Source organism: Streptomyces sp. NPDC048825, from assembly GCF_043198355.1.
Taxonomy (GTDB): domain Bacteria; phylum Actinomycetota; class Actinomycetes; order Streptomycetales; family Streptomycetaceae; genus Streptomyces; species Streptomyces xiangluensis.
In genome coordinates, this window is the sequence record NZ_JBICUR010000002.1 from 270,437 (window position 1) to 293,972 (window position 23,536).

Genomic DNA, 23,536 nt, shown 5'->3' on the forward strand with positions numbered 1-23,536 from the left:
CAACGGCGTCGCGAAGCCTCAAGGGCGATCAGCATGTGTACGTGACAGAGATCACGCCGACAGTGGGCTCGACTCTTCGTCCACGGCCGCGCCGACGTCCGGGTAGACGTCGAAGAGGCGGCGGACGCCGAGGGCGCCGAGGACGCGGTTGACGTGCGAGCCGTCCACGGCTCCCTGGGCGGGGAGGATGAGGCGGAGTTCTCCCTGGCAGGAGCGGATCAGCCGGCGGGTGGCTATGAGTACGCCGACGCCGCTGGAGTCGCAGAACAGCACCTCGGAGAGGTCGAGTACGAGGCTGTGGCGCCCGTCGGCCACGGCGTCGTGCACCCGCTGGCGCAGTATCGGTGACGTCACCAGATCCATCTCGCCCGACACCTGGAGCACGGACCAGCCGCCCTGCTCGCCGTCGGTCACCCTGAGCGTCACGCGCCTGCCTCTCCCTCGACGTTGCTGACCTCGCATCAGGCCCGAACCGAGCCTCGAAAGGTCCCTGTAGATCCCGACAGGTCCTCAAAGACCCTGGAACGGAAGCGGAAGTGATTCCTACACTTCCCTGGGTGCGCGGCTGCCCGGCCCTCACACCGTGAAACTCCCGGTTCCCGAAACGAATTGCGTCCCGGGCACCCCATTTCGGTCGTACACGGTCTACTTCGATCCTGTCTGATCAGAACGAGAAAGGGTAGGCGCATGCACAGCGTGAGGAGGGCACTACCATCCGCGGCCCTCTCAGGGGCGCGCATTGCCGCAAAGGGGCGTGCGCCGTCAGGGCTGCCGACTACATTCGGGAAGATGCCGGGGACGAGAATCCGGTGGACAAGGGACAAGTGCCGGGCACGACCGGGGGTGAGGGGGCCGCATGGCCGACAGGGACGCTCCGCCCCGCTGGGACCGCAAGATGCAGCAGCGGCTCATACGGGGGGAGGCTGCCGCGCTCGGTGAGCTTTACGACCGCTTCTCTTCACTTGTGCACGCACTTGCCCATCGCGTACTCAAAGACGAACACGCCGCCGACAGCATCACCTGCGAGGTGTTCGCCCACGCCTGGGAGAACCCGGACGCGTACGACCCCAGGCAGGGCCCCCTCCGCTCCTGGATCGCCACGCTGACCCACCGTCTCGCCGTGCAGCGTCTGCGGGAGACCGAGACCGCCGCGCTCGCCGGGGGCGGCCCGGGCAGCACGGAGGAGCTGGAGCGCAGGGTGCGCCGCGCCTCGGTGGCCGCCCGCGCCGACTACATCGTCACGGCCATGCCCGCCCCGCTGCGCGCCGCCCTGGACCTGGCCTACGTACAGCGCCGCGACTACCGCCAGGCCGCCGCCGACCTGGACGTCACCGAGGACGAGGCCCGCCGCCGGCTGCGTCTCGGCCTCCAGCTGCTGGCCACCGCCCACGACAGCGGACCGTCCGGGGCACCGCCCGAAGACGGGGGTGGACGGTGAACGACGCGGACCACTTCGGGGCGTACGACGGGGACGAGAAGGACAACGACGCGCGGGCCGCGCACGGGGAGCACGACCCGCACGGGGAGCACGCGAAATCGGAAGAGGAGCACCACGGCCCTGTGAGTGCCCAGGGCGACGGCCCGCCGGGCCGGGACGGCGGAGACGGCCCGCAGGGGCCGGGCGGTGCCAAGGGACCCGGCAGCGGCCCGGAGCCCGAGGGGCCGCCGCGTATCCCCATGCCACGTTCCTCCGTGGAGGACACCGGGCTGCCGCTGCCCGATCCGCCGCCGGCGCCGCTTCTGCTCGAACACCGGGTGCTCCAGTCGCTGCTCGGCGCCTGGGCGCTGGCCGCATGCTCGCCTCAGGAGACAGCGGCCGTGGAGGACCACCTCGGCCTCTGCGGAGCCTGCGCGGACGAGGCGCTGCGGCTGCGCGAGGCCGTCGGGCTGCTGCACAAGCCGGAGAGCCTCGACCTGGATCCGCGGCTGCGCACCCGGGTCCTCGAGGGCTGCCTCGAGCGGCGCCCGCCCCGTATCCCGGTGCCCGAGTGGGCGGTCCCGTACGACGCGGAGGCCGCCCGGCTCGACGCGCTGCTCCAGGACTTCGGCGACGCCGAGTGGCACGCGCCCGTACGGCTGCACTGGTTCGAGGGCGACAAACCCATGAGCCGGCGTACGACCGTCGCCAAGGTCATCGCCCACCTGCTGGCCGTCGACGGCCTCGTCGCCCTCGCCCTCGGCCTCGACGACCCGCTCGGCGACATCGGCGCCGACGCGCAGACCCCGGCGGGCCGCACCGAGGCCTTCTGGCAGGCGGCGCACTTCCCGCACACCCGATCCGTACGTGGACCGTGGCGCGAGCAGAGCCACAACCTCGTACGTACGGTGTCGTTCGCGGCCGGAGGTTCCGGGCAACTGTCCGTGCCGTACGGCGACTTCGAGCTGCCGTTGCAGGATGCGATGCTGGACCGGGCCTTCGAGTCCTGGGTGCACGCCGGGGACATCGCGGACGCCGTGGACTATCCGTACGAGCCGCCCGCCCCGCGGCAGCTGCACCGGATCATCGAACTCGGCGCCCGCAAGCTGCCCCACGCGCTGGCCGCCCGCCGCCAGGCGGGCCTGGCCGGGCCCGGCAGCGCTCGGCATCTCGTCCCGGCCGGTACGCCGGGCCGCAGCCTGCGCCTGGAGATCGAGGGCTCCGGCGGCGGCGAGTGGCTCATCCCGCTGGACTCCCCCGGCGCGCTGGCGTCCGCCGACCTCGAAGTGGCCCATGTGGCGCTCGACGGCGTCGAGTTCTGCCGCCTGGCGGCCGGCCATGTCTCACCCCTGGAGGCGGCGGCCGGGCAGAACGGGGACCGGGAGGCGATCAGGGACGTACTGTTCGCGGCGGCTTCGCTGAGCCGGATGTAGCCGGCTCAGGGCGCGTTCGGGTCAGGCGAAAACGACCGTCCGCCGTCCGTTCAGCAGGATCCGGCGCTCCGCGTGCCACTTGACCGCCCGTGCCAGCGCCTGGCACTCCACATCGCGGCCCACGGCGACGAGCTGTTCCGGTGTGACCTCGTGGCCCACGCGCTCGACCTCCTGCTCGATGATCGGGCCCTCGTCGAGTTCGGCCGTCACATAGTGCGCGGTGGCGCCGATGAGCTTCACGCCCCGCGCGTGCGCCTGGTGGTACGGCTTCGCGCCCTTGAAGCTCGGCAGGAAGGAGTGGTGGATGTTGATGATCCGGCCGCTCAGCTGCTTGCACAGATCGTCGGAGAGCACCTGCATATAGCGGGCGAGGACGACCAGTTCGACCTTCTCCTCGCGCACCAGCTCCACAAGCTGCGCCTCGGCCTGCTGCTTCGTTTCCTTGGTGACCGGGATGTGGTGGAAGGGGATGTCGTACGAGGCGACGAGTTCGGCGAAGTCGGTGTGGTTGGACACCACAGCGGCGATCTCGACGGGCAGCGCACCGATCCGGGTGCGGAAGAGCAGATCGTTCAGGCAGTGGCCGAACTTGCTGACCATGAGGACGATGCGCATCTTGTCCTCGGCACGGCCCAGCTGCCAGTCCATCTGGAAAGAGTCACCGATCGCGGCGAAGCTGGCGCGCAGCTTGTCCAGGGTGACCGGCGGTTCCGCGGAGAAGTGGACCCGCATGAAGAACAGTCCCGTGTCGTGGTCGCCGAACTGCTGGCTGTCCTCGATGTTGCACCCGGTCATGAAGAGGTAGCTCGACACGGCGTGCACGATCCCCTTCTTGTCCGGGCAGGAAAGGGTCAGGACGTACTGGTCGGCGGCGGGCTCGGCCCCGCGGACGGACTGCTCGGTCATGCAGGCCAGGGTCCCATATCGGTACGACCCGGTGAGCACAGGTCCACTTCACGGACGTACAGCTGGACATGCGGCCGGACATGCGGACGTGCCGTCGTACGTACGGTCAGGCCGACCGCGTCATGATCCGGAGCACCTCGAGTGTGCGCGGCGGTGTGTCCGGGTCCTCCCCGTCGCTCGCCGCCATCCGCACATGTGCGTCCCGGGCGGCCCTTACGGCCTCCGGCCACGCCTGGTGGTCGAGGTACGCGGAGACGGGCGCGTCCGGGCCCACCTGGTGCATGATCCGCAGCACGCGCAGCACGGCGGTGTCGACGAGCGCCGCCTCCTGCGAGTCCCTGAAGATCGTGCCGACGTATTTCTCGGCGGACCAGTTGTCCAGCCAGGTGTCCTCGACGAGGCGGTACACGGCGTCAGTGACGTCGCCGTACCCGTCCACGCCCGCGAGCCAGACGTTCTGCTGGAAGCCGGGGTCGGAGAGCATGTGCAGCGCGGAGCGCACATTGCTGCGCCAGCGCCACCACGGCATGTCGTTGAGTGGCATGCCGCCCATGGTGGATGAGCGGCGGCCATGACGGGAAGACTTCTCCGAACCTTGCACGGTCACCGATCGTACGTTCCTGCCCGAATCCGTCCTCATGGACCCCCGCTATTCACCTTCGCGTTACCGAATGTTGAGCCAAGATCACGCGAGGATTTGGAATGTGGCGGAATCGTGCGTGTTCATGACCGGCAGGCGCAGCACCCCCACCTCTCTCCGCCCCCGACGCATCAGGGCCAGCGTGCTGTCCGCGGGCGCCTTGGTGGCGTGTGCGTCACTCGCCGCTGGTTGCGGGGTGGTCTCCGGGGTCACGGGGGGCTCCGGAGACGACACCGTGACCGTCATGACCATGGCGCCGGAGAACACCAAGGCGACGAACAAGCCTGGCATGCCCGCCATGGCGAAGACCTATGCGCGCTGGGTCAACAAGGGCGGCGGCATCAACGGCCACCAGCTGAACGTGATCACCTGCAACGAGCGCAACGACTCGGTGAGCGCCGCCGAGTGCGCCCGGCGCGCGGTCAAGGAGGACGTCGTCGCGGTCGTGGGCTCGTACAGCCAGTACGGCCGTTCCTTCCTCTCCCCGCTGGAGGCGGCCGGCATCCCGTACATAGGCGGGTACGGCCTCACCGACGACGAGTTCACCAGCCCGCTCTCCTATCCCGTCAACGGCGGCCAGCCCGCGCTGCTGGCCGGCCTCGGCCGGGAGCTCGCCAGGAACTGCGGCCCCGTCACCCTCGTACGCCCGGACACGATCGCCGGTGACGAGCTGCCGGTGCTGCTCGACTCCGGGCTCTCCGCCGGAAGGCACGCGGAGGCCGGCGATCAGCGGGCTGCCGAGGACGCCACGGAGTACTCGCGGCACGCCGAGCGGGCCATCCAGCGGGCCACGTCCGACCCCACGGGCAAGAAGGGGTGCGTGGTGCCCGCGCTCGGCGACCGCACCAACACCTTCATGGACTCCTTCCGGCGCATCGCCGACGAGTACCCGTCGGTGCGGACCGCGACCGTGCTCGGCAGCGTCGACCAGTCGGTGATCAACGCCACGGGCCGTACGTACGAGGGGTCGTACGTCACCGGCTGGTACCCCGCGTCGAGCGACGCGCGCTGGGACGCGATGCGCGATGTGATCCAGAAGGAAGCCTTCGGCGACAACCGGATCGACGCCTCGGACGCGGGCGTGCAGACCACCTGGATCGCGTACGAGGTCCTGAGGAGGACCATCGAGTCGCTGGGCGACGGTGAGGTGACCGCGCACGCGGTACGGCGGGCACTCGACGACGGACTGAAGATCGAGACGGGCGGGCTGACGCCGACGCTGAGCTGGGCCTTCTCGGATCTGATCGCGGCAAGTGGGTTTCCGCGGGTCATCAACTCGAACGTGACCTTCCAGGTGGTGCGGGAGGGTCGGCTGGTGGCGGCTCGGAAGGGGTTCACCAACGTGTCCGGGATTCTGGAGAACGCGAGTTAGCTCCGCTGGTTGTGCGGGTGGGTTCGTTTTCGGGTGCGGGTGCGTTGTGGCTGGTCGCGCCCCGCGGCGGAGCCGCTGATGTCACAGCCCCGCGCCCCTGGGTTCGTTGGGGGTCGGGGCCGTGGGCCGGTGCGTCAGCCCGTCGCAGGGTGGGCATACGGCCCTCCGGCTTCCACAGGGCGCAGGCGGCCTGAGACAGAACCTACGCGACGGGCATACGACGCACCGGCCCACGTCCCCTCCCGCCGGTGGGAAGTTGCGGGTAGTTGGGGGTGCGGGCTGGCCCTGGGCGCCGGGAGCCGCAGGCTTTTGCTTTTAGGGGCGCGGGGAACTGCGCGACAAGCCACGACGGACCCGCAGTCGCCCATGAACCGAATCCACCACCCCCGTAGGCGCCCCCGCCCAACCGCCGGAGGTCAAAGCTGGGTGGGCTGGCGTTCTGTCAGGCCGTAGGTCTGGGCGATGGAGTTCCACAGCGGAGCGGCTTTGGCCTTCTGGGTGGTCGCCGTGCCGCTTTCGCGGTTGCCTGCCCGGGTCTGGGGTGTGGTGCGCGCCTTGCCCTTGGGGCAGCCCTTCTTGGCGGCTACCTGGTCGGCCCAGGCCGCGTAGTGGGTGTCCGCCGAGGCGGAGGCCTTCCAGGCGCTGTTGAGCGCGGCGGTCAGCTGGGCGTGGTTCGGCAGCTTGTCGACGGAGAGGCCCGCGAGACGGGTGACCAGTCCGTTGCGCTGCTCGGCGGCGTTACGCAGATCGGTGGCGGCCTGGCCGAGGTTGGTGCACACCCGTACGTTGGCTACGGCCTTGATCACCGCGTCACGGCTATCGTTGCTGTCCGCCAGGAGCTTGTCGAGTGCCACGGCCTGAGCCTTCGCCGGGTCGGCGGAGACGGACGGGGACTCCTTCTCGGTGGGGGCCGTGGCGGCCGCGGTCTTGTTCTCGTCGCCGCCGTCGTCGCCTCCGCCGCTGAGCATGGCGCCCGCGCCGATACCGAGCAAGGCGATGCCCACGCCTATGGCGGCGATGAGGGGTATGCGGCCGCGGCTGCTGCCACCGTTGCCGTTGCCACGGCCGCTGCCCGCCGAGCCGCGCTCGCGCCGGGCGGCGCGTCCGCCGGGCGCCGCCTGCGGGTCGAACTGCGGCAGCTGCTGCGTGGCGTCCGGGCCGCCGGACGACTCCCGGAAGAGGTTGTCGAACTCGGCCGGCGGCTGCCGGTCGCCGGGCGCACCCGGCCGTATCCCATACGCCGCGTCTGCCCCTCCGGGCTGCGCGGGAACCGGCGGGATGTACTGCGTGGCCTGGGCGTCCGGGTCGGCGGCGGGCGGCATGGGTCCGACACCCGCCCCTGCGGCCGTGGCTCCCGCGGGGGGCATCGGCCCAGGGCCGTCCTGTCGAACCCGGCCGAGGAACCGCGTCGCCTCGGCATCGGAGGGTGCCGGGGCCTCCGGCGGCAGAGCACCCGGGCTCACGGGAGGGATGTACTGGGTGGCACCCTCATCGCCGGGCGCCCCCGCTGCCCCGGACGCGACGGGCGGCAGGTACTGGGTGGCGCCTTCGTCCGCACCGGATGCGGGCGGCAGCGGCGCCGAGTGCCTGCCCGGCCCGGTGGCCTGCGACTGCGGCTGCGCCGCGTGCTCGGCGGGAGGACCGGCCCCCTGCGGGGCGGCGTGGCCGCTTTGAACCTGTGGCCCACCCGGCATCTGCGGTGCCGAGTGCTCGGCAGGCGGCAGGGGCGCCGCCTGGCCATGGGGAGCCTGCGGCGTGCCGTACGCAGCCGGCGTCTGCGCGCCCCCATAACCGCCGTTCGCCTGTTGAGCGGTGGGGCCGCCGGGCCCCTGCGGTGCCGGGTGCTGAGCCGAGGGAAGCGGCGCCGCCTGGCCCGACTGGGCCTGCGAGGCGCCGTAGCCACCAGGCGTCTGCGCGGCGGCTGGCTCGGCGGACCCCTTCGGGGCCCCGTGCCTGCCGGCGCCCTGCGGTCCCGATTGGCCGGAGAAGTCGGACGAGTGGGCGTAGCCGCCCGGCGCCGGTGCCCCGAATCCGTCCGTCTGCTGGGGTGCTCCGTACCCCTCCGCCCCCTGTGGCGGCGGGGTCGGACTCTCCGGAGAGAGCCCTCTCGTGTCAGCCGACTGTTGTGTCAGGGGAACCGGTGCGTTGGCCTGAGGAGGCTGGTGCCCCCCTCCGCTCGGCGCCGCCGGGGCGCCCCACTGGGGCGGGGCGTCGGCGCCCTGCGTCCCGTACTGCGGCGCCGGGGCGGAGCCCTGCGCTCCGTACTGCGACGTCTGGTCGGGGCCCTGGGCTCCGTAACCCGGCCCCTGGTCGCCACCCCAGCCTGACGCGGAGTCGGACGGTGCACCCCAGGCCGGAGCCGGTGCACGCCCGTCCTGTGCCGGGCCCGGCCAACCCTGGCCCTCGCCCTGACGCTGGCCCTGGTCCTCCCCCGCGCCCTGACCCGGCGGAGCCTGTGGTGGCCGGCCGGGGCCCCAGGGCTGGTCCCAGGACTGGCCGCCCGCCGGCGTCGTGTGGTCCGGTGGGGCGCCTGGCAGCAGGGGGGCGCTGCCGTCGGACGGCAGCACGATGCCTTCGCGCGCGGGGCGCGGCGAGGGCTCCTCGCCCTGTCCGATCTGCGTCACCGGGACTCCTACGAATGGGGGATCTACGGAATCGTCGGTTCACGCTACCGGGTCCCCACAACCCGATGCCACGCAGCTCAGAACGTGACCCTCGCCCCACCACGCACGCGTAACGGAATCTCCGCGCGGAACGCCGATAATGCCCCCGTCACGCTGCCGCCTGCAGATCCATCCGCGCCCCGAACTCCCGTACCGCAGGCTCGTCCTGGTACGGCTCCAGCCGCTGCTGGAAGTCCTCCAGGTACTCGGCGCCACGGTTGGACCGGAGCGTGTCGAGTAGTTCGACGGCCTTCATCCCCGTATGGCAGGCCTGTTCCACCTCACGCTGCTGCAACTGCGCGGTGGCCAGCAGGACGAAGCCGATCGCGCGCCGCCGCGCGCGCGACTCCGGATGCCCGGCGAGGGACTCCTCCGCACACCGAGCGGCCGCTTGGGCCTGCCCGAGATCACGATGACAATGCGCCAACTCATCGGCCAGATATGCCTCGTCGAAGTGCGCGATCCACCGCGGATCGTCCCCGGACGCGTCGTCGGCCGCCTCCATGGCGTTGACCGCACGCCCCGACGCCACCTGGGCCGCCCGTGCGTCGCCCATCAGCGCGTGCCCACGCGCCTCGGCGGCGTGGAACATCGCCTCCGCACGCGGCGTCACACGCCCGCGCGCGCCCTCCTGCGCCGCCCGCGCCAACTGCGCGATCTCCCGCGGATTGCCGAGCTGCGCGGCCAGGTGGCTCATGGACGCGGCCAGTACGTACCCGCCGTACCCGCGGTCGCCCGCCGCCTGCGCGAGCCGCAGCGCCTGGATGTAGTAGCGCTGCGCGAGCCCCGGCTGCCCGGTGTCGACGGCCATATAGCCCGCCAGCTCCGTCAACCGCGCGACCGCCGCGAACAGTTCACGCCCGACGGCTTCCCGGTACGAGCCCGCCAGCAGCCCGGAGACGACGCTGTTCAGGTAGTGCACGACCACCGGGCGTACGTGCCCGCTGCCGTGCTGGTGGTCCAGATCCACCAGCGCCTGTGTCATCGCCTTCACGGCCGCCACGTCCGCCGACCCGACCCGCGGTCCCGCCGAGCGCGCCACCTGGGCATCCGGCGAGGAGATCAGCCAGTCGCGGCTCGGCTCGACGAGCGCGGAGGCGGCGACGGACGAACCGGACAGGAAGTCCCGCCGCCCCACGTCGCTGCGCCACAGCTCACAGACCTGCTCTATGGCGCCGAGGACGGTCGGCGAGAACTGCAGGCCCACCCCGGAGGCGAGGTTCTTGCCGTTCGCCATCCCGATCTCGTCGATCGTGACCGTGCGGCCCAGCTTGCGGCCCAGCGCCTCGGCGATGATGGCCGGCGCCCGCCCGCGTGGCTGCTGCCCGCGCAGCCAGCGCGCCACGGACGTTTTGTCGTAGCGCAGATCGAGACCGTGTTCCGCGCCGCACATATTGACCCGGCGGGCCAGCCCGGCGTTCGAGCAGCCCGCTTCCTGGATGAGCGCCTGCAGTCGTTCGTTCGGCTGCCTTGCGACGAGCGGCCTTGCGGCCATGGCGTACCCCCTGTGGCTGCGGTGCCTGCCCACGCACCGAGTAGACGTGTCCTCAGCGGCCGCAACTTCGGGCTTCCGTGAGAGGAGCGAAAAGTTCCGGCCTCGAAGATCAATGCCCCGCCGACATACCGAACATGCGGGACATATGAGGATTGCCGGGGTAATGGCTGGTGCCGTCCCCCACACGTGGCTACCCAGCCCCCGCTGCCGTTGCCCGTGCGCGCCCCCACCCATGCATCCATGCGCCCCACACGCGAAAACGGTGCTCCCCCACCGCGCACGTCGGGGCCGTAACGCGAGGTGGGTGCGGGAGTTGAGCTGAGCATGGAAGAGACGATCACGAGCACCGAAACCGCGCGGATCCCCAAGCAGCGCGGGGAGACTCTGCAGGACATCGCCGTGCGCTATGCCGAAGAGCGCCACTGGGACGTGTTTCCCGGCACTTGCCTGGAAGCCGTCGACGGGGTGCAGCGCTGCTCGTGCGGCGAGTCCTCCTGCATCGCACCCGGCGCGCATCCGGCGCGGGAAGACTGGCCGACGCAGGCGACGGGCAGTGCGACCGTTGCGCGGCGGCTGTGGGCCAAGCAGCCGACTGCTTCGATCCTGCTGCCCACGGGGCGTACGTTCGACGCGATTTCCGTTCCGGAGACCGCGGGGTTTCTTGCGCTGGCCCGGATGAAGCGGATGCAGCTGTCGCTGGGGCCGGTGACCTGTACTCCGGATCGGCGGGTGCAGTTCTTCGTGCTGCCGGGGGCCACGGCGAAAATGCCTGATCTTGTACGGAAGTTGGGGTGGCCGCTCGCCTCGCTCGATCTGGATGTGCTCGGGGAGGGGACGTATGTGGCTGCGCCGCCTACGCGGTTCGGGGCGCACGGGCGGGTTCAGTGGGCCTGCCGGCCCACGCCCGCCAACCGATGGTTGCCCGACGCGGAGGAGTTGATCTCGCCGATCGCTTACGCGTGTGGGCGGGATGTACGGCGTTCGCTTCGCGGCTAGGTGGTACGGCGGAGCCGCAGATCGACAACAGCCCTGCGCCCCTTGAGGGGCGCTGCCCCGTCCCTCGCATACCTGCCTGCGGGCCATGGTCGGCCCGTATCGTGCACCCCATGACCGAGGGAACCAGGGTGGGCGAAGTCGCCGTGCGGGTGCAGGGGTTGTGGAAGCGGTTCGGGGAGCAGGTTGCTGTTGCGGGGGTTGATCTGGAGTTGCCCGCGGGGCGGTTCATCGGGCTGGTCGGACCCAACGGGGCCGGGAAGACCACCACGTTGTCGATGGTGACCGGACTGTTGCGGCCCGACCAGGGGTCCGTCGAGGTGGTCGGGCACGACGTGTGGCGGGATCCGGCTCAGGTCAAGGCCCGTATCGGGGTTCTGCCCGAAGGGCTGCGGCTGTTCGAGCGGCTGTCGGGGCGGGAACTCCTCGCGTACACCGGGCGGTTGCGGGGGCTGCCCGGTGCCGAGGTCGACAAGCGGGCCACCCAGCTCTTGGACGTACTCGACCTGGCCGGTGCCCAACACAAGCTCGTCGTCGACTACTCGACCGGGATGCGGAAGAAGATCGCCCTCGCCTCCGCACTCCTCCACAACCCCGAAGTCCTCTTCCTGGACGAGCCGTTCGAGGGCGTCGACCCCGTCTCCGCGCAGACCATCCGTGGCGTCCTGGAGCGTTACACCGCCTCCGGCGCCACCGTCGTTTTCTCCTCCCACGTCATGGAGCTGGTCGAGTCGCTGTGCGACTGGGTCGCCGTGATGGCCGCGGGCCGCATCCGCGCCCACGGCACGCTCGCCGAGGTGCGCGGCACGGAGCGCTCGCTCCAGCAGGCGTTCCTCGAACTCGTCGGGGCGAACGGCCGCGACACCGGTTCCGACCTCGACTGGCTGGGCGGCGGCGCCCGATGACCACGGCCACTTTCGTCGAATCGGTCACCCCCGTCTTCGTACGCCTGAAGCTGTCCCTGCTGCGCAACGGTCTGCGGCAGTCGGCCGGACGGCGGGCCGCGTACGTCGCGTCGATCGTCTTCACTCTGCTTTTCGCCGCGCTCCAGCTCATCGGCCTGATCGCGCTGCGCGGCAACACGCACGCGGCGAGCGTCACCGTGCTGCTCACCGCCATCCTGGCGCTCGGCTGGGCCGTGATGCCCCTGTTCTTCCCCAGCGGCGACGAGACGCTCGACCCCACCCGCCTGGTGATGCTGCCGCTGCGCCCGCGCCCGCTCGTGCGTGCCCTGCTGGTGGCCTCGCTGGTCGGTATCGGGCCGCTGTTCACGCTGTGCATGTTCGCCGGTTCCGTGATCGCGATGGCGCACGGCGTGGCCGCGTTCGTCACCGGGGTCGTCGCGACCGTCCTCGCGCTGCTCATCTGCGTGGCCCTCGCGCGTGCCGTCGCCGCGGCCAACGTCCGGCTGCTGACCAGCCGTAAGGGCCGCGATCTCGCCGTGCTGAGCGGCCTGGTGATCGCCGTGGGCGCACAGCTCGTCAACTTCGGTGCGCAGAAGCTCGGTTCCTCGGGTCTGTCCACACTGGATCCGGCGGCCGAGGTGCTGCGCTGGGTGCCGCCCGCCTCGGCGATCGGCGCGGTGGACTCGGTGAGCGAGGGCTCGTACGCCACTGGAGCCGCCCAACTCGCCCTGAGTGCTGGAGCGTTGGTGGCACTGCTGGCCCTCTGGCAGCGGAGTCTGACCCGGCTGATGACTTCGCCGGACGGCTCCACCCTCCAGGCCGCCGAGCCCGCACGGGACACAGCGGGCCGTTCGTCCGGCCTGTCCCGGCTGCTGCCCGCCGGACGCACGGGCACGGTCATGGAGCGCAGCCTGCGGTATGTGTGGCGCGATCCGAAGACGAAGGCCGCGTGGGTGACCTATCTCGCGGTCGGCCTGATCGTGCCGGTGTTCAACGCGCTGCAGGGCACCGGCTCGGTCTACCTCGCCTGCTTCGCCGCCGGAATGCTCGGAATCCTGATGTACAACCAGTTCGGGCAGGACACGTCCGCGTTCTGGATGGTCGCGCTGACGATTTCCTCCACCCGGGACGCGTATGTCGAGCTGCGGGGCCGGGCGCTGGCCCTGCTGCTGATCACGCTGCCGTACGCGACCCTCGTGACTGTCCTGACCACGGCGATGCTCGGCGACTGGCCCGCCCTGCCCGAGGCACTGGGCCTGTCGTTCGCGTTGCTCGGCGCGATGCTGGCCACCGGGGCCTGGTCCTCCGCGCGCTTCCCGTACTCGATCCCGCAGGAGGGCTACAAGAACGTGGCCCCCGGCCAGGCGGGCCTCGCCTGGATCTCCATCTTCGGCGGCATGGTCGCGGCGGCCCTGCTGTGCGCACCGGTCATCGCGCTCACGATCTGGCTGCATGTGTCGGCGAGCGGCGAGAACTGGACGTGGCTGCTGCTGCCGCTGGGGACCGCGTACGGGGCGGGGATCACCCTGCTTGGGCTGCGACTGGCCGCACCGCGGACGGCGGCGCGGCTGCCGGAGATTTTGGCGGCGGTCAGCAAGGGGTGAAGCAGGAGTGCGGTCAGGGATGCGTCAGGGGTGAAGCCGAGGTCTCACCCCTGAGCACTCGTCGCCTCACCCGGTGAGTACGCCGTCCAGGAAAGGCTCGATCGCCCCCCGCCAAGCCTCCGGCTGGTCGTAGTGCACGAGGTGGCCGGCGTCGGCGACCTCCGCGTACTGGCCGTGGGGGAGGACGCGGACCATCTCCTGGGACTCGGCCCGGCCCAGTTCGCCGTCGAGGCCGCGTACGACGAGGGCGGGGCAGCGGACCTGGGCCAGCTCCTCCCAGTGCGCGTCGTACACCCATGTCTCGCGTGACTTCAGCATCTGTTCGGGCTCGAAGACGGGGCGCCAGCCGTCGTCGGACTCGGCCATGGCCTCGGCGTAGAACTCGCCACGGGACGGGTTCGGGCGCTCCACCCAGGGATCGTCCTCGCCGAACCACTTGCGGACGTCGGCGAGTGTGGCGAAGGGGACGGGCCAGGACTTGAACCATGCCTCCCATTCGCGCTGTGAGGCCGCGCCGAGCGCGGAGGCCCGCATATCGCAGATGATCAGGCCGCGGACCAGGTCGGGGCGCTTCGCGGCGAGCTGCCAGGCGGTCAGCGCGCCCATGGAGTGGCCGATCAGGACGGCCGGGGCGAGACCGAGCTGTTCGAGCGCGGCCTCGGCGTCCCCGACGTAGGCGTCACGTGTGTACGGGCCCTCGGAGGGCTTGTCGCTCTGGCCGTGGCCGCGCTGGTCGAGTGCGACGGCGCGATGCCGCTCGGAGAGCCAGCGGGCGGTGGACGCCCAGTGCGAGGCACGGCCCATCAGGCCGTGCAGTAACAGCACGCCCGGCGATCGCTCGATCTCCCCGGTCTTGGGAGGATCGGCGAACTCCCACGCGGCGAGGCGTACGCCGTCCGCTCCGGTCACGTCGATGCGCCGCACCATACGTTGGCACCCCCCTTGATCCACTCGGCCCGCTCGTCCCGCACGAGTGGCCGCTGGGCTCGTACTGACTCGTCGTGCTGCTGCTCCTGTTGGTTGTGCTTGTTGGTTGTGCCGTTGGATGTGCCCGTTGCTTGTTCCAGCGTGCCGTACGGTGGTTCTGTCACCACGCTATCGAATAGGCGTTCGAAAATGCGCTCTCTGCACGGTAACACCCCTCGTTCGAGTGACCTCGTTCAGTGATTGATCGCCGCCGCCGCGGGGAGATCTTCAGCGGGAGGCGGGCCGCTCGGGGAAATCGGTCCGCAGGGGATGACCTTGAGAGCTCGGGGCTCCGGGTCAGCACAGGGGAGGACAGGCCCCGGCGCCGCAGGGCGCCGGGGCCCTCGAACATTCCGTGGCGCATATGCCTCCCCCTCCTCCCAGAGACAGACTTACACGCAACCCGTGAATGCGCTGCGCTTCGGAACAGTCAACTGCCCGCAAAGAAAGGCGAGTTGATAGTCGTGTCAGGTCGGGTCATCGATGGCTTCGATGTATGTGGTGCGTCCGGCCACCCCGGTGGCACAGGCGAACCGACCGGGCCCCACCCCCGCCGATCGGCGCCCGGGGCAACCTCCCCACGCCGGAGCCGCCCCTTCGGCCGACCCTACGAGGAGGTTGGAACCCTAACCCGCCCGATCACTCGGCGTCAGCGCTTCGCTACGAAAACATGTGAAGCCGTGTCCGCCTCCAGCTCGGCCGCCTCGCCGCCGCTGCCCACCAGGACGCCGCCCGCCGACTCCGTCACGCTGACCACCGAGCCGGGCTGCACACCGGCCCGCCGCAGCGTGTACATCAGCTGGGCGTCCGTCTGGATGGGCTCACCGATGCGGCGTACGACGACCGTCTTGCCGTCGGTCCCTGGGTCCAGGTCGGCCAGCGAGACCATGCCCTCGTCCAGGAACGGGTCGGCGCCGTCCTTCTCGCCCAGCTCCTCCAGGCCCGGGATCGGATTCCCGTACGGCGACTCGGTCGGGTGGCGCAGCAACTCCAGTACGCGGCGCTCGACCGCCTCGCTCATCACGTGCTCCCAGCGGCAGGCCTCGGCGTGCACCTGCTCCCACTCCAGACCGATCACGTCGACGAGCAGGCACTCCGCGAGACGGTGCTTGCGCATCACGCGCGTGGCCAGCCGACGGCCCTCGTCCGTGAGCTCCAGATGCCGGTCGGTGGCGACCGCCACCAGACCGTCGCGCTCCATCCGCGCCACCGTCTGGCTGACCGTCGGCCCGCTCTGGTCGAGCCGCTCGGCGATCCGGGCGCGCATGGGGACCACACCTTCCTCCTCCAGCTCGAGGATGGTGCGGAGATACATCTCCGTGGTGTCGATCAGTCCGGACATACGTGCCCCTTGATGAGATCTGCCGGAGGCTGAGTGGCTCACCGGCGTGTGCGCTGGCCCTGACGTCAATTCTGACGCATCGGACTGACAACCGTGCCGCGCGGGCGAAAGCAGGGGGTTACGGATTCTCCGTGGCGGGTACGGGACTGCCTCCGTGCCCGGCCTGATCGGGCCGTATTGACAGCGCACTGGTCCAGACCGCAACGTGATCCGCGGCACGATCGGGAGTGCGGCTGTGGCGGGGCGGCAGTTCAGTGACTCCCCGACGGGCTCAGAGACGCGACTTCGAAGGGGCTTCGCCGGTGACTATCAGTGGGAGCGAGCTGGGCGGGCGATTCTTCGATGCCGCGATCGGCCTGCTGGAGCGGGTGCGGGACGAGGAGGCCGAGGGCATCGCGGCCGCCGGGACGCTGGTCGCCGACACGGTCGCCGCCGAGGGGCGGCTGTTCGCCTTCGGCGCCGGACACTCCTCGCTGGCCGCGCAGGAGATCGTCTACCGGGCGGGCGGCCTCGCGCTCATGAACCTGCTCGGCGTACCGGGCGCCGTCGGCGTGGACGTCATGCCGGCCACACTCGGCTCCGCCCTGGAACGCGTCGACGGCCTAGCGGGCGCCGTCCTCGACTCCAGCCCCGCGCGCGCGGGAGACCTCCTCGTGATCATCTCCCTCTCCGGACGCAACGCCCTCCCCGTCGAGATGGCCATGAACGCCCGCGCCAAAGGTCTCAAGGTCATCGGGGTCACGTCGGTCGCGTACGCCTCCGAGACGAAGTCCCGGCATGTCTCGGGTACGTACCTGAAGGACCACTGCGACATCGTCCTCGACTCGAAGATCGCGGTCGGCGACGCGGAACTCACCCTCGACACTGTCCCCGCCCCCTTCGCCCCCGCCTCCGGCATCGTCACGTCGGCGCTCCTCCAGGCGGTCATGGCCACGGCGGCCGGCGCTCTCGCGGACCGCGGCATCGAGCCCCCGCTCCTGCGCTCGGGGAACGTGGACGGGGGCCACGAATGGAACGCCCGCGTCTTCGAGGAGTACGCGGACCGGATCTTCTACCGGCAGTGAGGTACGCGGCTCAGCCCCGCTCCCGCCCCTCCGCAAAGCGCTCGTCCGCCAGGTCCAGCAGCGCGGCGATCCGCACCCCGACATCCTCCGCGTACATCGCGTCGGCCCGCTCGAACTGCGTACGGCTGGCGCCCCGCAGGAACGTCACGACGCCCAGGGTCCGCCCCCGGCTGCGCAGCACCGCACACAGGGCGTGCACCGCGTCGGCCGACCACTGGCGGGCGACGGCCCACTCGCGGATCTGCTCGGGATCGGACGCGCCGGCGCTGGCCCGTACGGAACCGATCCGCTCCACACACTGGAGGGCGGGATGCCCCTCGGCATACCGCACGGGCAGTCCGGCACGTCCGTCGGCCGGCAGGCTCGGGCCCGGAGCGCCCGAGGGTGTGGCGGCGGCCCGTACGAGACGCACCGCCTCCTCGCCGTCCCGTACGGAGCCGCCCGCGACCCGGTCGATCAGCGCATGGTCGGCGAAGCCGGCCAGCGAGAAGTCCAGGTGGACGACTGCGGCCTCGGCCGGGTCCTCGCACTCGGCCGCCGCGCGCGCGGCACGGTGCAGCTGGTTGGCCCGGAACCGCAGCTGCGAGGCCTCCTGCTCGCCCTGCTTGCTCACCGTCACGTCCTGGAAGAGCCAGCCGACACCGAGCGGAACGGGTTCTTCCGCGAGCGGCGAGGACAGCCGCAGGAAGCCGCTCCGCCAGCACCGCCGCTTCTCGCCCTCCGGCGTCCGCACGGTCACCCACATCTCGGCGAGCGCGGGCGGCGCCCCCTCGGCGAGCACATGCGCGAGCGCGCTCTCCAGCTCCTCGACACCCTGCGCGAGCAGCTCGCCCAGGGGGCGCCCCAGTACGGCCGTACGCCCTATGCCGAGCGCGCGAGCCGCGTGGGCGTTGACGACGGCGGGCCGCAGATCGGCGTCGACGAGTACGACGCCCCATGACGCGTCCTCGAGCAACGCCTCGCTCAGGGCGATCGACCGTTCCAGATCTATCTGCGCGTGCACCTCACTGAAGGCGCAGTAGACCCCTGCGGGCTTCCCGTTGGGCCCACGCACGGCCGCGGACTGGGTTCGTACGAGGACCCGTCCGCCCTCCTTGGTGAGCAGCGCGAACTCGTGCACCTGCCGGCCCGGGGCGTGCATCGCCGACATCAGCCGGCTCTCGACCTCCTCGGCGTCCGCGGTCCGCACGGCCCACCCGGCGAACCCGTGCCGCCCGACCGCCTCGTCCGCGCTCCACCCGAGAATCCGCTCCGCCTCACGATTCCAATGGGTCACGACACCGTCGGCGTCAAAAGCGCACAACGCCGCGTCCATCCCATCCAGCAAAGCGGCAAGCAGATCGGACCCGTCCCGCTCGGGCTCCTGCGGCCCCAGCTCGTCCGTGGTCCCACTACGCCGGGAAGCACTCACCTGGCACCCCCTGCAGGCCGTGTCGGCGTGTCCTGCGCGGTACGCCCGCGCGCCCGTTCCCTCACTGCGAATCACTCACTAGTAATCATTCAACTCGAACGTGACGCAGCCCACACCTGGTTCCCACAAGATTGAAGAAAATCGTTGCACGCCAGAAACGCACCTCACAGGTCCGGTCGGCCCCGTGCCGACTAGCCGTACGGGCCCGGCGCCAAGTCCGCGACGACCGCCGCGTGGTCGGACGGCCATACGCCGTCGACGGGTCCGTCGCCCGCGCGGTGAACCGAGCGGACGTGGCCGAGGCCGTCCGGGCCCGGTGGACCGACGTGGATGTAGTCGATCCGGACGTCGGGATTGCCGGGCTTGATGTAGGGATTGGCCGCGGCCCAGGTGGCCGCCGGGGTCCCCGGATCCGCGTACTCCCAGGCGTCGAGGAACACCTGCCCGGGGACGGCCGGTGCCGTTTTGTAGCCGCCGAACAGGCGGATTTCGTCCGAGTCGGGCCAGGCGTTGAAATCCCCGGTGACGACCGGCGGAAACGCCGTCCCGCCGCGATGATCCGCGACGAACCTGGCGAGAACGCGGACCTGTTCGCACCGCACTGCCGAAGCGTGCGCGAGGGAGGTCAGGTGCGTCGTGAAGAACGGCACCAGATGGTCCGGCGCGTCCAGCCGCGTATACAACGCCAGCCGCCCGTCGTCCTCCCCGTCAGGCTTCGGCAACCGCACCACCGCCCGGTCCACGATGGGCCACCGGCTGAGCACGGCATTGCCCAAGTCGACGGTCGAGTCCCCGAGCCGCCGCTGCCACCACTCGGGCGCCTCCGAAGCGGCCCACGTCCAGTACAGCCCCAACTCGTCCGCCAGCCACTCCGCCAGGTTCTCCCCGCCGCAGGCCCACACCTCCTGCAGCCCGACCACATCCGGCCGCAAGTCCCGCAGAACAGCCAGAATCGCCTGCCGCCGCCGCTCCCACGGCCCGAACCGCCACCACAGGTTCCACGTCACCACGCGCATGCGCTGCCCCGCCCTCCCAGAGTCCGCAGATTCGTGCCGTACCCAAAAAACGGTTGAACGAAGTCCGAGCGGTTCCTAGGGTGTGACTAATCCAGAAGGGAGGTGGTTCGGCAGATGTATCTGAACCGGACAGGAGAGGTGGCTGCGGGCTAGCGGCCCGTCACCACATCCAGTGCGGTGCCGGACCAGCGCGGGTTAGAGACGCGCAGCCGGCCCAATCTCAAGCAGTCACCCGACCCGCGAGCTCGCCGGTAAGTCCGGCCGGCTCCCTCCTCGGAGGGGACCAGAGCTCGCGGGTCGTCTGCGTTCTGTGTGCTGCCCGCCAACGGGCTCAGTGGGCGATGTCCTCGTAGCCCTCGACTTCGCGCGGGTCGCGCGTGCCGGGGCCCACATAGCGCGCTGACGGCCGTACGAGGCGGCCTGTGCCCTTCTGTTCCAGGATGTGGGCGGACCAGCCTGCCGTGCGGGCGCAGGTGAACATGGAGGTGAACATGTGGGCCGGGACTTCGGCGAAGTCGAGGATGATGGCGGCCCAGAACTCGACGTTGGTGGCGAGGACGCGGTCGGGGCGGCGGGCGTGGAGTTCCGCGAGGGCCGCTTTTTCCAGGGCTTCGGCGATTTCGAAGCGGGGGGCGCCGAGTTCGCGTGCGGTGCGGCGGAGGACTCGGGCGCGGGGGTCTTCGGCGCGGTAGACGCGGTGGCCGAAGCCCATGAGGCGTTCGCCTTTGTCGAGGGCCTGGCGTACGTAGGCCTCGGCGTTCCCGGTGCGTTCGATCTCCTCGATCATGCCGAGTACGCGGGAGGGGGCGCCGCCGTGGAGGGGGCCGGACATGGCGCCGACCGCGCCGGAGAGTGCTGCCGCCACGTCTGCGCCGGTGGACGCGATGACGCGGGCGGTGAAGGTCGAGGCGTTCATGCCGTGTTCCGCGGCGCTCGTCCAGTACGCGTCGACGGCCGCGACGTGCTTGGGGTCGGGTTCGCCGCGCCAGCGGATCATGAAGCGTTCGACGACGGACTGGGCCTTGTCGATCTCGCGCTGGGGCACCATGGGCAGGCCCTGGCCGCGGGCGGACTGGGCGACGTAGGAGAGGGCCATGACGGCGGCGCGGGCGAGGTCCTCGCGGGCCTGCTGTTCGTCGATGTCCAGCAGGGGCTTCAGGCCCCAGACGGGTGCCAGCATGGCGAGGGCCGACTGGACGTCCACGCGGATGTCGCCGGAGTGGACGGGGATCGGGAAGGGCTCGGCGGGCGGCAGGCCGGGATTGAATGCGCCGTCGACGAGGAGCCCCCAGACGTTGCCGAAGGAGACGTGGCCGACCAGATCCTCGATGTCGACGCCCCGGTAGCGAAGGGCGCCGCCCTCCTTGTCCGGTTCGGCGATCTCCGTCTCGAAAGCGACGACTCCCTCGAGTCCGGGTACGAAGTCGGACATCAGGCGGCTCCTCATGATGTGGGCGACGGGTTCGTCGTGGGGTTGCGGTACAGGGGTTGCGTACGTCCGTGCCGGGTGGGTGGCCGACGTGCGGTTCCGCGGTCGCTGCTGGACTCGCGGTCCGTACGTACGTGCGTATCCCGGTGATGCCCGCTGCGGTGGGCGGTCACCCGTTTCGGCCACAGGACGATATCCCTTGGTGCCACCTTTGGGGAGAGTTCGCGGCACTCAGTGCCACGTGTGACGAAGCACACGCCCGCCGGGGACCACGCGGTGTGCGGCGATCGGGATACGGCAAGATGACCGCGTGACCGACCATGACCCTGTCGTCGACCCGGCCCTGATGCGCAAGCAGTACCGGGCCGAGGGACTCGACGAGACCGAGCTGGCCGACCACCCGATGGGGCAGTTCGCGCACTGGTTCAGGCAGGCGGCGAAGGCCGCGGCTCAGGGCGCGGTGTACGAGCCGAACGCCATGGTCGTGTCCACGGTGGGCGTGGAGGGCCGGCCGAGTTCGCGCACGGTGCTGCTGAAGCAGTACGACGAGCGGGGCTTCGTCTTCTACACGAACTACGAGTCCCGCAAGGCGCGCGACCTGGCGGAGAACGCGTACGTCTCGCTGCTGTTCCCCTGGCATGCGCTGGCCCGCCAGGTCGTCGTCAGCGGTGTCGCGCGGCGTACGGGTCGCGACGAGACGGCCGCGTACTTCCGGACCCGCCCGCACGGCTCCCAGCTCGGCGCCTGGGCCAGCGCGCAGTCCACCGTGGTCTCTTCGCGGGCCGAGCTCGACGCGGCGTATGCGGAGTTGGCGGCGCGTTACCCGGAGGGCGAGCAGGTTCCGGTGCCGCCGAACTGGGGTGGTTTCCGTGTCGAGCCGCAGACGGTGGAGTTCTGGCAGGGGCGGGAGAACCGGCTGCATGACCGTCTGCGGTATGTCGCGACCCCCGACGGCGGGTGGCGGGTAGAGCGGCTCAGTCCCTGAGTGGTCGGGGGTCCGTGTGCGGTCGGGGTCCGTGCGCGGTCAGTCGAGCACCTCGTCCAGGATTTTTCCCCACTGCGCGACGACCCGTTCCCGCCTCGCCCCGTCGTCCGTGAGCAGGTTGGCCAGGCCCAGACCTCGGGCCATGTCGAGCAGGCCCTGGACGGTTTCGCGGACGCCGGGGCGGGATTCGTCCGCGTGGAGAAGTTCCACGGCGATGTGGTGCGTCTCGCGGCCTACGCGGGCCTCGAGCTCCGTGACGCGGGGGCGGAGTTGGTCCTCGTTGGAGGCGGCGACCCAGAGATGGAGGGCTGCGCGGAACAGGGGGCCCGTGTAGAGGTCGACGAGGGCGCGGACGACGGCGCGGCGGTCTGCGGGGCCGTCGGGGAAGAGGGCGCGCAGGGCGGTGGAGCGCTGTTCGGCGACATACTCGACCGCTGCTGTGAAGAGGTCCTCGCGGGTCGGGAAGTGGTGCTGGGCGGCGCCGCGTGAGACCCCGGCGCGTTCGGCGACGGCGGAGACCGTGGAGCCCGCCCAGCCGTGTTCGGCGAGGCAGGCCACGGCGGCTTCCAGCAGGCGTTGCCGGGTGGCGCGGCTGCGGTCCTGCTTGGGGACGCGGTCCACGAGCCCGGCGTTCACAGCACCCATTGGGGATCCCGTCGTTCGAGGAATGCCGTCATGCCCTCGCGAGCGTCGGCGGAGGCGAACAGCCGGGCCGAGAGCCCGGCCAGTTCGCCGGCGTCCCGGTGGAAGGACTCCAGCACCTTAGCCGTGAGCAGCCGCTTCGTCTCCCGCAGTCCTTGTGGGGAGGCACGGCGCAGGCCGTCGAGGACGGGTTCGAGCACCTCGTCGACGTCGCTGCCGGCCGCCGTCAGCAGGCCGATGCGCGCCGCTTCGGCCGGTCCGAAGTCCTCGCCGGTGAGGTAGTAGCGGCTCAGTGCGCGCGGGTCGGTGCGGGGCAGGAGCGGCAGGGAGATGACGGCGGGCGCCACGCCGATGCGTACCTCGGTGAAGGCGAAGGTGGCTTCGGCGGAGGCGGCCGCGATGTCGCAGGCGCCGAGCAGGCCGAGGCCGCCCGCCCGTACGTGCCCGGTGACGCGGGCCACGACGGGTTTGCGCAGCTCGATGATCTGCCTCAGCAGCCGGACGAGCGCCGTCGGCTGCGGTGGATGGCGCAGGTCGGCGCCCGCGCAGAACGTCTTCCCGGTGTGGGTGAGGACGACGGCGCGTACGTCGCTGTCCTTGCCGCACTGCTTCAGCGCGTCCGACAGTTCGGCCACGAGGGCGATGGACAGGGCGTTGCGGTTGGCCGGTGAGTCGAGGGTGAGGGTGATGATGCCGCGCTCGTGCGACTGACGCACCAGGGTCATGCGCGCTCCCTCAGTTCCCGCAGTTTCCGCAGTTCCCGGCGCAGGATCTTCCCGGAGACGGCCCTGGGCACGCCTTCGATGAAGTCGACGTGCCGGATCTTCTTGTACGGGGCGACGCGTTCGGCGACGTACTGCATGACCTCGCCGTCGGTGAGGTCGACTGCCGTCGGCTGGCGCACCACGTAGGCGTGCGGTACTTCGTTGTTGTCGGTGTCGTACACGCCGATGACGGCGGCGTCGGCGATGCCGGGATGCGTCAGCAGGAGGGCCTCGAGTTCCGCGGGGGCCACCTGGAAGCCCTTGTACTTGATCAGCTCCTTGACGCGGTCGACGACGAACAGCAAGCCCTCGGCGTCGACGTAACCGACGTCTCCGGTGTGCAGCCAGCCGTCTTCGTCGATCATCGCGGTGGTGGCTTCGGGGCGTCCCAGGTAGCCCTTCATGATCTGCGGTCCGCGGATGGCGATCTCGCCGCGCTCCCCCACGCCGTCGATGAGGGCTGGTGCCTCGCCCCGTTCGGCGGTGCTG

General features: G+C 70.9%; 20 protein-coding genes and 1 pseudogene. 8 read left to right on the forward strand and 13 right to left on the reverse strand.

Annotated elements, in window-relative coordinates; genetic code table 11:
- Positions 1-51: 51 nt before the first annotated feature.
- On the reverse strand, positions 52-462 hold the full coding sequence (locus tag ACGFNK_RS06580; protein ID WP_386354896.1) for an STAS domain-containing protein: 411 nt from the start codon (positions 460-462) through the stop codon (positions 52-54).
- Positions 463-856: 394 nt separating this feature from the next.
- On the opposite strand from ACGFNK_RS06580, the gene ACGFNK_RS06585 reads away from it, so the two are divergent.
- On the forward strand, positions 857-1,438 hold the full coding sequence (locus ACGFNK_RS06585; protein ID WP_393412586.1) for an RNA polymerase sigma factor: 582 nt from the start codon (positions 857-859) through the stop codon (positions 1,436-1,438).
- 122 nt (positions 1,439-1,560) lie between these two features.
- Positions 1,561-2,850, forward strand: a complete 1,290-nt coding sequence (locus tag ACGFNK_RS06590) for an MDMPI N domain containing protein (RefSeq protein ID WP_393413263.1) — start codon at positions 1,561-1,563, stop codon at positions 2,848-2,850.
- A gap of 21 nt (positions 2,851-2,871) precedes the next feature.
- Here ACGFNK_RS06590 and purU read toward each other — a convergent pair whose 3' ends face one another.
- Positions 2,872-3,756, reverse strand: a complete 885-nt coding sequence (purU, locus tag ACGFNK_RS06595; RefSeq protein ID WP_393412588.1) for a formyltetrahydrofolate deformylase — start codon at positions 3,754-3,756, stop codon at positions 2,872-2,874.
- A 106-nt stretch (positions 3,757-3,862) separates the two neighbouring features.
- The gene (locus tag ACGFNK_RS06600; protein WP_393412590.1) at positions 3,863-4,363 is read right to left on the reverse strand and encodes a hypothetical protein; all 501 of its coding nucleotides are present in this window, start codon (positions 4,361-4,363) and stop codon (positions 3,863-3,865) included.
- Positions 4,364-4,481: 118 nt separating this feature from the next.
- Between ACGFNK_RS06600 and ACGFNK_RS06605 the strand changes: the two genes are divergently transcribed.
- A complete protein-coding gene (locus ACGFNK_RS06605) occupies positions 4,482-5,768 on the forward strand; it encodes an ABC transporter substrate-binding protein (protein WP_393412592.1) in 1,287 nt (428 codons plus the stop codon).
- A gap of 416 nt (positions 5,769-6,184) precedes the next feature.
- Here the strand turns inward: ACGFNK_RS06605 and ACGFNK_RS06610 are convergent, their stop codons facing one another.
- Positions 6,185-8,392, reverse strand: a complete 2,208-nt coding sequence (locus tag ACGFNK_RS06610; RefSeq protein ID WP_393412594.1) for a hypothetical protein — start codon at positions 8,390-8,392, stop codon at positions 6,185-6,187.
- Between the two features lie 148 nt (positions 8,393-8,540).
- Positions 8,541-9,926, reverse strand: a complete 1,386-nt coding sequence (locus ACGFNK_RS06615; protein ID WP_393412596.1) for a transcriptional regulator — start codon at positions 9,924-9,926, stop codon at positions 8,541-8,543.
- 324 nt (positions 9,927-10,250) lie between these two features.
- Between ACGFNK_RS06615 and ACGFNK_RS06620 the strand changes: the two genes are divergently transcribed.
- From ACGFNK_RS06620 to ACGFNK_RS06630, 3 genes are all read left to right on the forward strand, one after another.
- Complete coding sequence (locus ACGFNK_RS06620; protein ID WP_393412598.1) at positions 10,251-10,922, forward strand: bifunctional DNA primase/polymerase; 672 nt, start codon at positions 10,251-10,253, stop codon at positions 10,920-10,922.
- Positions 10,923-11,032: 110 nt separating this feature from the next.
- On the forward strand, positions 11,033-11,824 hold the full coding sequence (locus ACGFNK_RS06625) for an ABC transporter ATP-binding protein (RefSeq protein WP_393412600.1): 792 nt from the start codon (positions 11,033-11,035) through the stop codon (positions 11,822-11,824).
- Positions 11,821-13,428, forward strand: coding sequence for a transporter (locus tag ACGFNK_RS06630; protein WP_393412602.1), 1,608 nt, complete (start codon positions 11,821-11,823; stop codon positions 13,426-13,428). Before ACGFNK_RS06625 ends, ACGFNK_RS06630 begins: the two co-directional genes overlap by 4 nt.
- Positions 13,429-13,494: 66 nt before the next feature.
- Here the strand turns inward: ACGFNK_RS06630 and ACGFNK_RS06635 are convergent, their stop codons facing one another.
- Together ACGFNK_RS06635 and ACGFNK_RS06640 are read right to left on the reverse strand one after the other, a co-directional pair.
- The gene (locus tag ACGFNK_RS06635; RefSeq protein ID WP_393412604.1) at positions 13,495-14,355 is read right to left on the reverse strand and encodes an alpha/beta fold hydrolase; all 861 of its coding nucleotides are present in this window, start codon (positions 14,353-14,355) and stop codon (positions 13,495-13,497) included.
- A gap of 688 nt (positions 14,356-15,043) precedes the next feature.
- The gene (locus ACGFNK_RS06640; RefSeq protein ID WP_388679876.1) at positions 15,044-15,736 is read right to left on the reverse strand and encodes a metal-dependent transcriptional regulator; all 693 of its coding nucleotides are present in this window, start codon (positions 15,734-15,736) and stop codon (positions 15,044-15,046) included.
- Positions 15,737-16,044: 308 nt separating this feature from the next.
- Here ACGFNK_RS06640 and ACGFNK_RS06645 point away from each other — a divergent pair, with 308 nt between their 5' ends.
- On the forward strand, positions 16,045-16,800 hold the full coding sequence (locus ACGFNK_RS06645; RefSeq protein WP_393413265.1) for an SIS domain-containing protein: 756 nt from the start codon (positions 16,045-16,047) through the stop codon (positions 16,798-16,800).
- A 10-nt stretch (positions 16,801-16,810) separates the two neighbouring features.
- On the opposite strand, the gene ACGFNK_RS06650 is transcribed toward ACGFNK_RS06645, so the two are convergent.
- From ACGFNK_RS06650 to ACGFNK_RS06660, 3 genes are all read right to left on the reverse strand, one after another.
- Complete coding sequence (locus tag ACGFNK_RS06650) at positions 16,811-18,211, reverse strand: PAS domain-containing protein (protein ID WP_393412606.1); 1,401 nt, start codon at positions 18,209-18,211, stop codon at positions 16,811-16,813.
- A gap of 191 nt (positions 18,212-18,402) precedes the next feature.
- Positions 18,403-19,227 (reverse strand): endonuclease/exonuclease/phosphatase family protein, encoded by an 825-nt coding sequence (locus ACGFNK_RS06655; protein WP_393412608.1) that lies wholly within the window; start codon positions 19,225-19,227, stop codon positions 18,403-18,405.
- 331 nt (positions 19,228-19,558) lie between these two features.
- Positions 19,559-20,659: a citrate synthase 2 gene (locus ACGFNK_RS06660; RefSeq protein WP_393412610.1), complete on the reverse strand. Its 1,101-nt coding sequence runs from the start codon at positions 20,657-20,659 to the stop codon at positions 19,559-19,561.
- Positions 20,660-20,966: 307 nt separating this feature from the next.
- Between ACGFNK_RS06660 and pdxH the strand changes: the two genes are divergently transcribed.
- Positions 20,967-21,641, forward strand: a complete 675-nt coding sequence (gene pdxH, locus ACGFNK_RS06665) for a pyridoxamine 5'-phosphate oxidase (RefSeq protein ID WP_393412612.1) — start codon at positions 20,967-20,969, stop codon at positions 21,639-21,641.
- A 39-nt stretch (positions 21,642-21,680) separates the two neighbouring features.
- Here the strand turns inward: pdxH and ACGFNK_RS06670 are convergent, their stop codons facing one another.
- The 3 genes and pseudogenes from ACGFNK_RS06670 to ACGFNK_RS06680 form a co-directional block, all read right to left on the reverse strand.
- Positions 21,681-22,286, reverse strand: a complete 606-nt coding sequence (locus tag ACGFNK_RS06670; RefSeq protein ID WP_393412614.1) for a TetR/AcrR family transcriptional regulator — start codon at positions 22,284-22,286, stop codon at positions 21,681-21,683.
- On the reverse strand, positions 22,274-23,008 hold the full coding sequence (locus tag ACGFNK_RS06675) for an enoyl-CoA hydratase family protein (protein WP_393412616.1): 735 nt from the start codon (positions 23,006-23,008) through the stop codon (positions 22,274-22,276). Before ACGFNK_RS06675 ends, ACGFNK_RS06670 begins: the two co-directional genes overlap by 13 nt.
- Positions 23,005-23,496, reverse strand: a pseudogene (locus ACGFNK_RS06680) (4-coumarate--CoA ligase family protein); the annotation flags it as partial. The gene ACGFNK_RS06675 and the pseudogene ACGFNK_RS06680, both read right to left, overlap by 4 nt.
- Between the last annotated feature and the right edge of the window lie 40 nt (positions 23,497-23,536).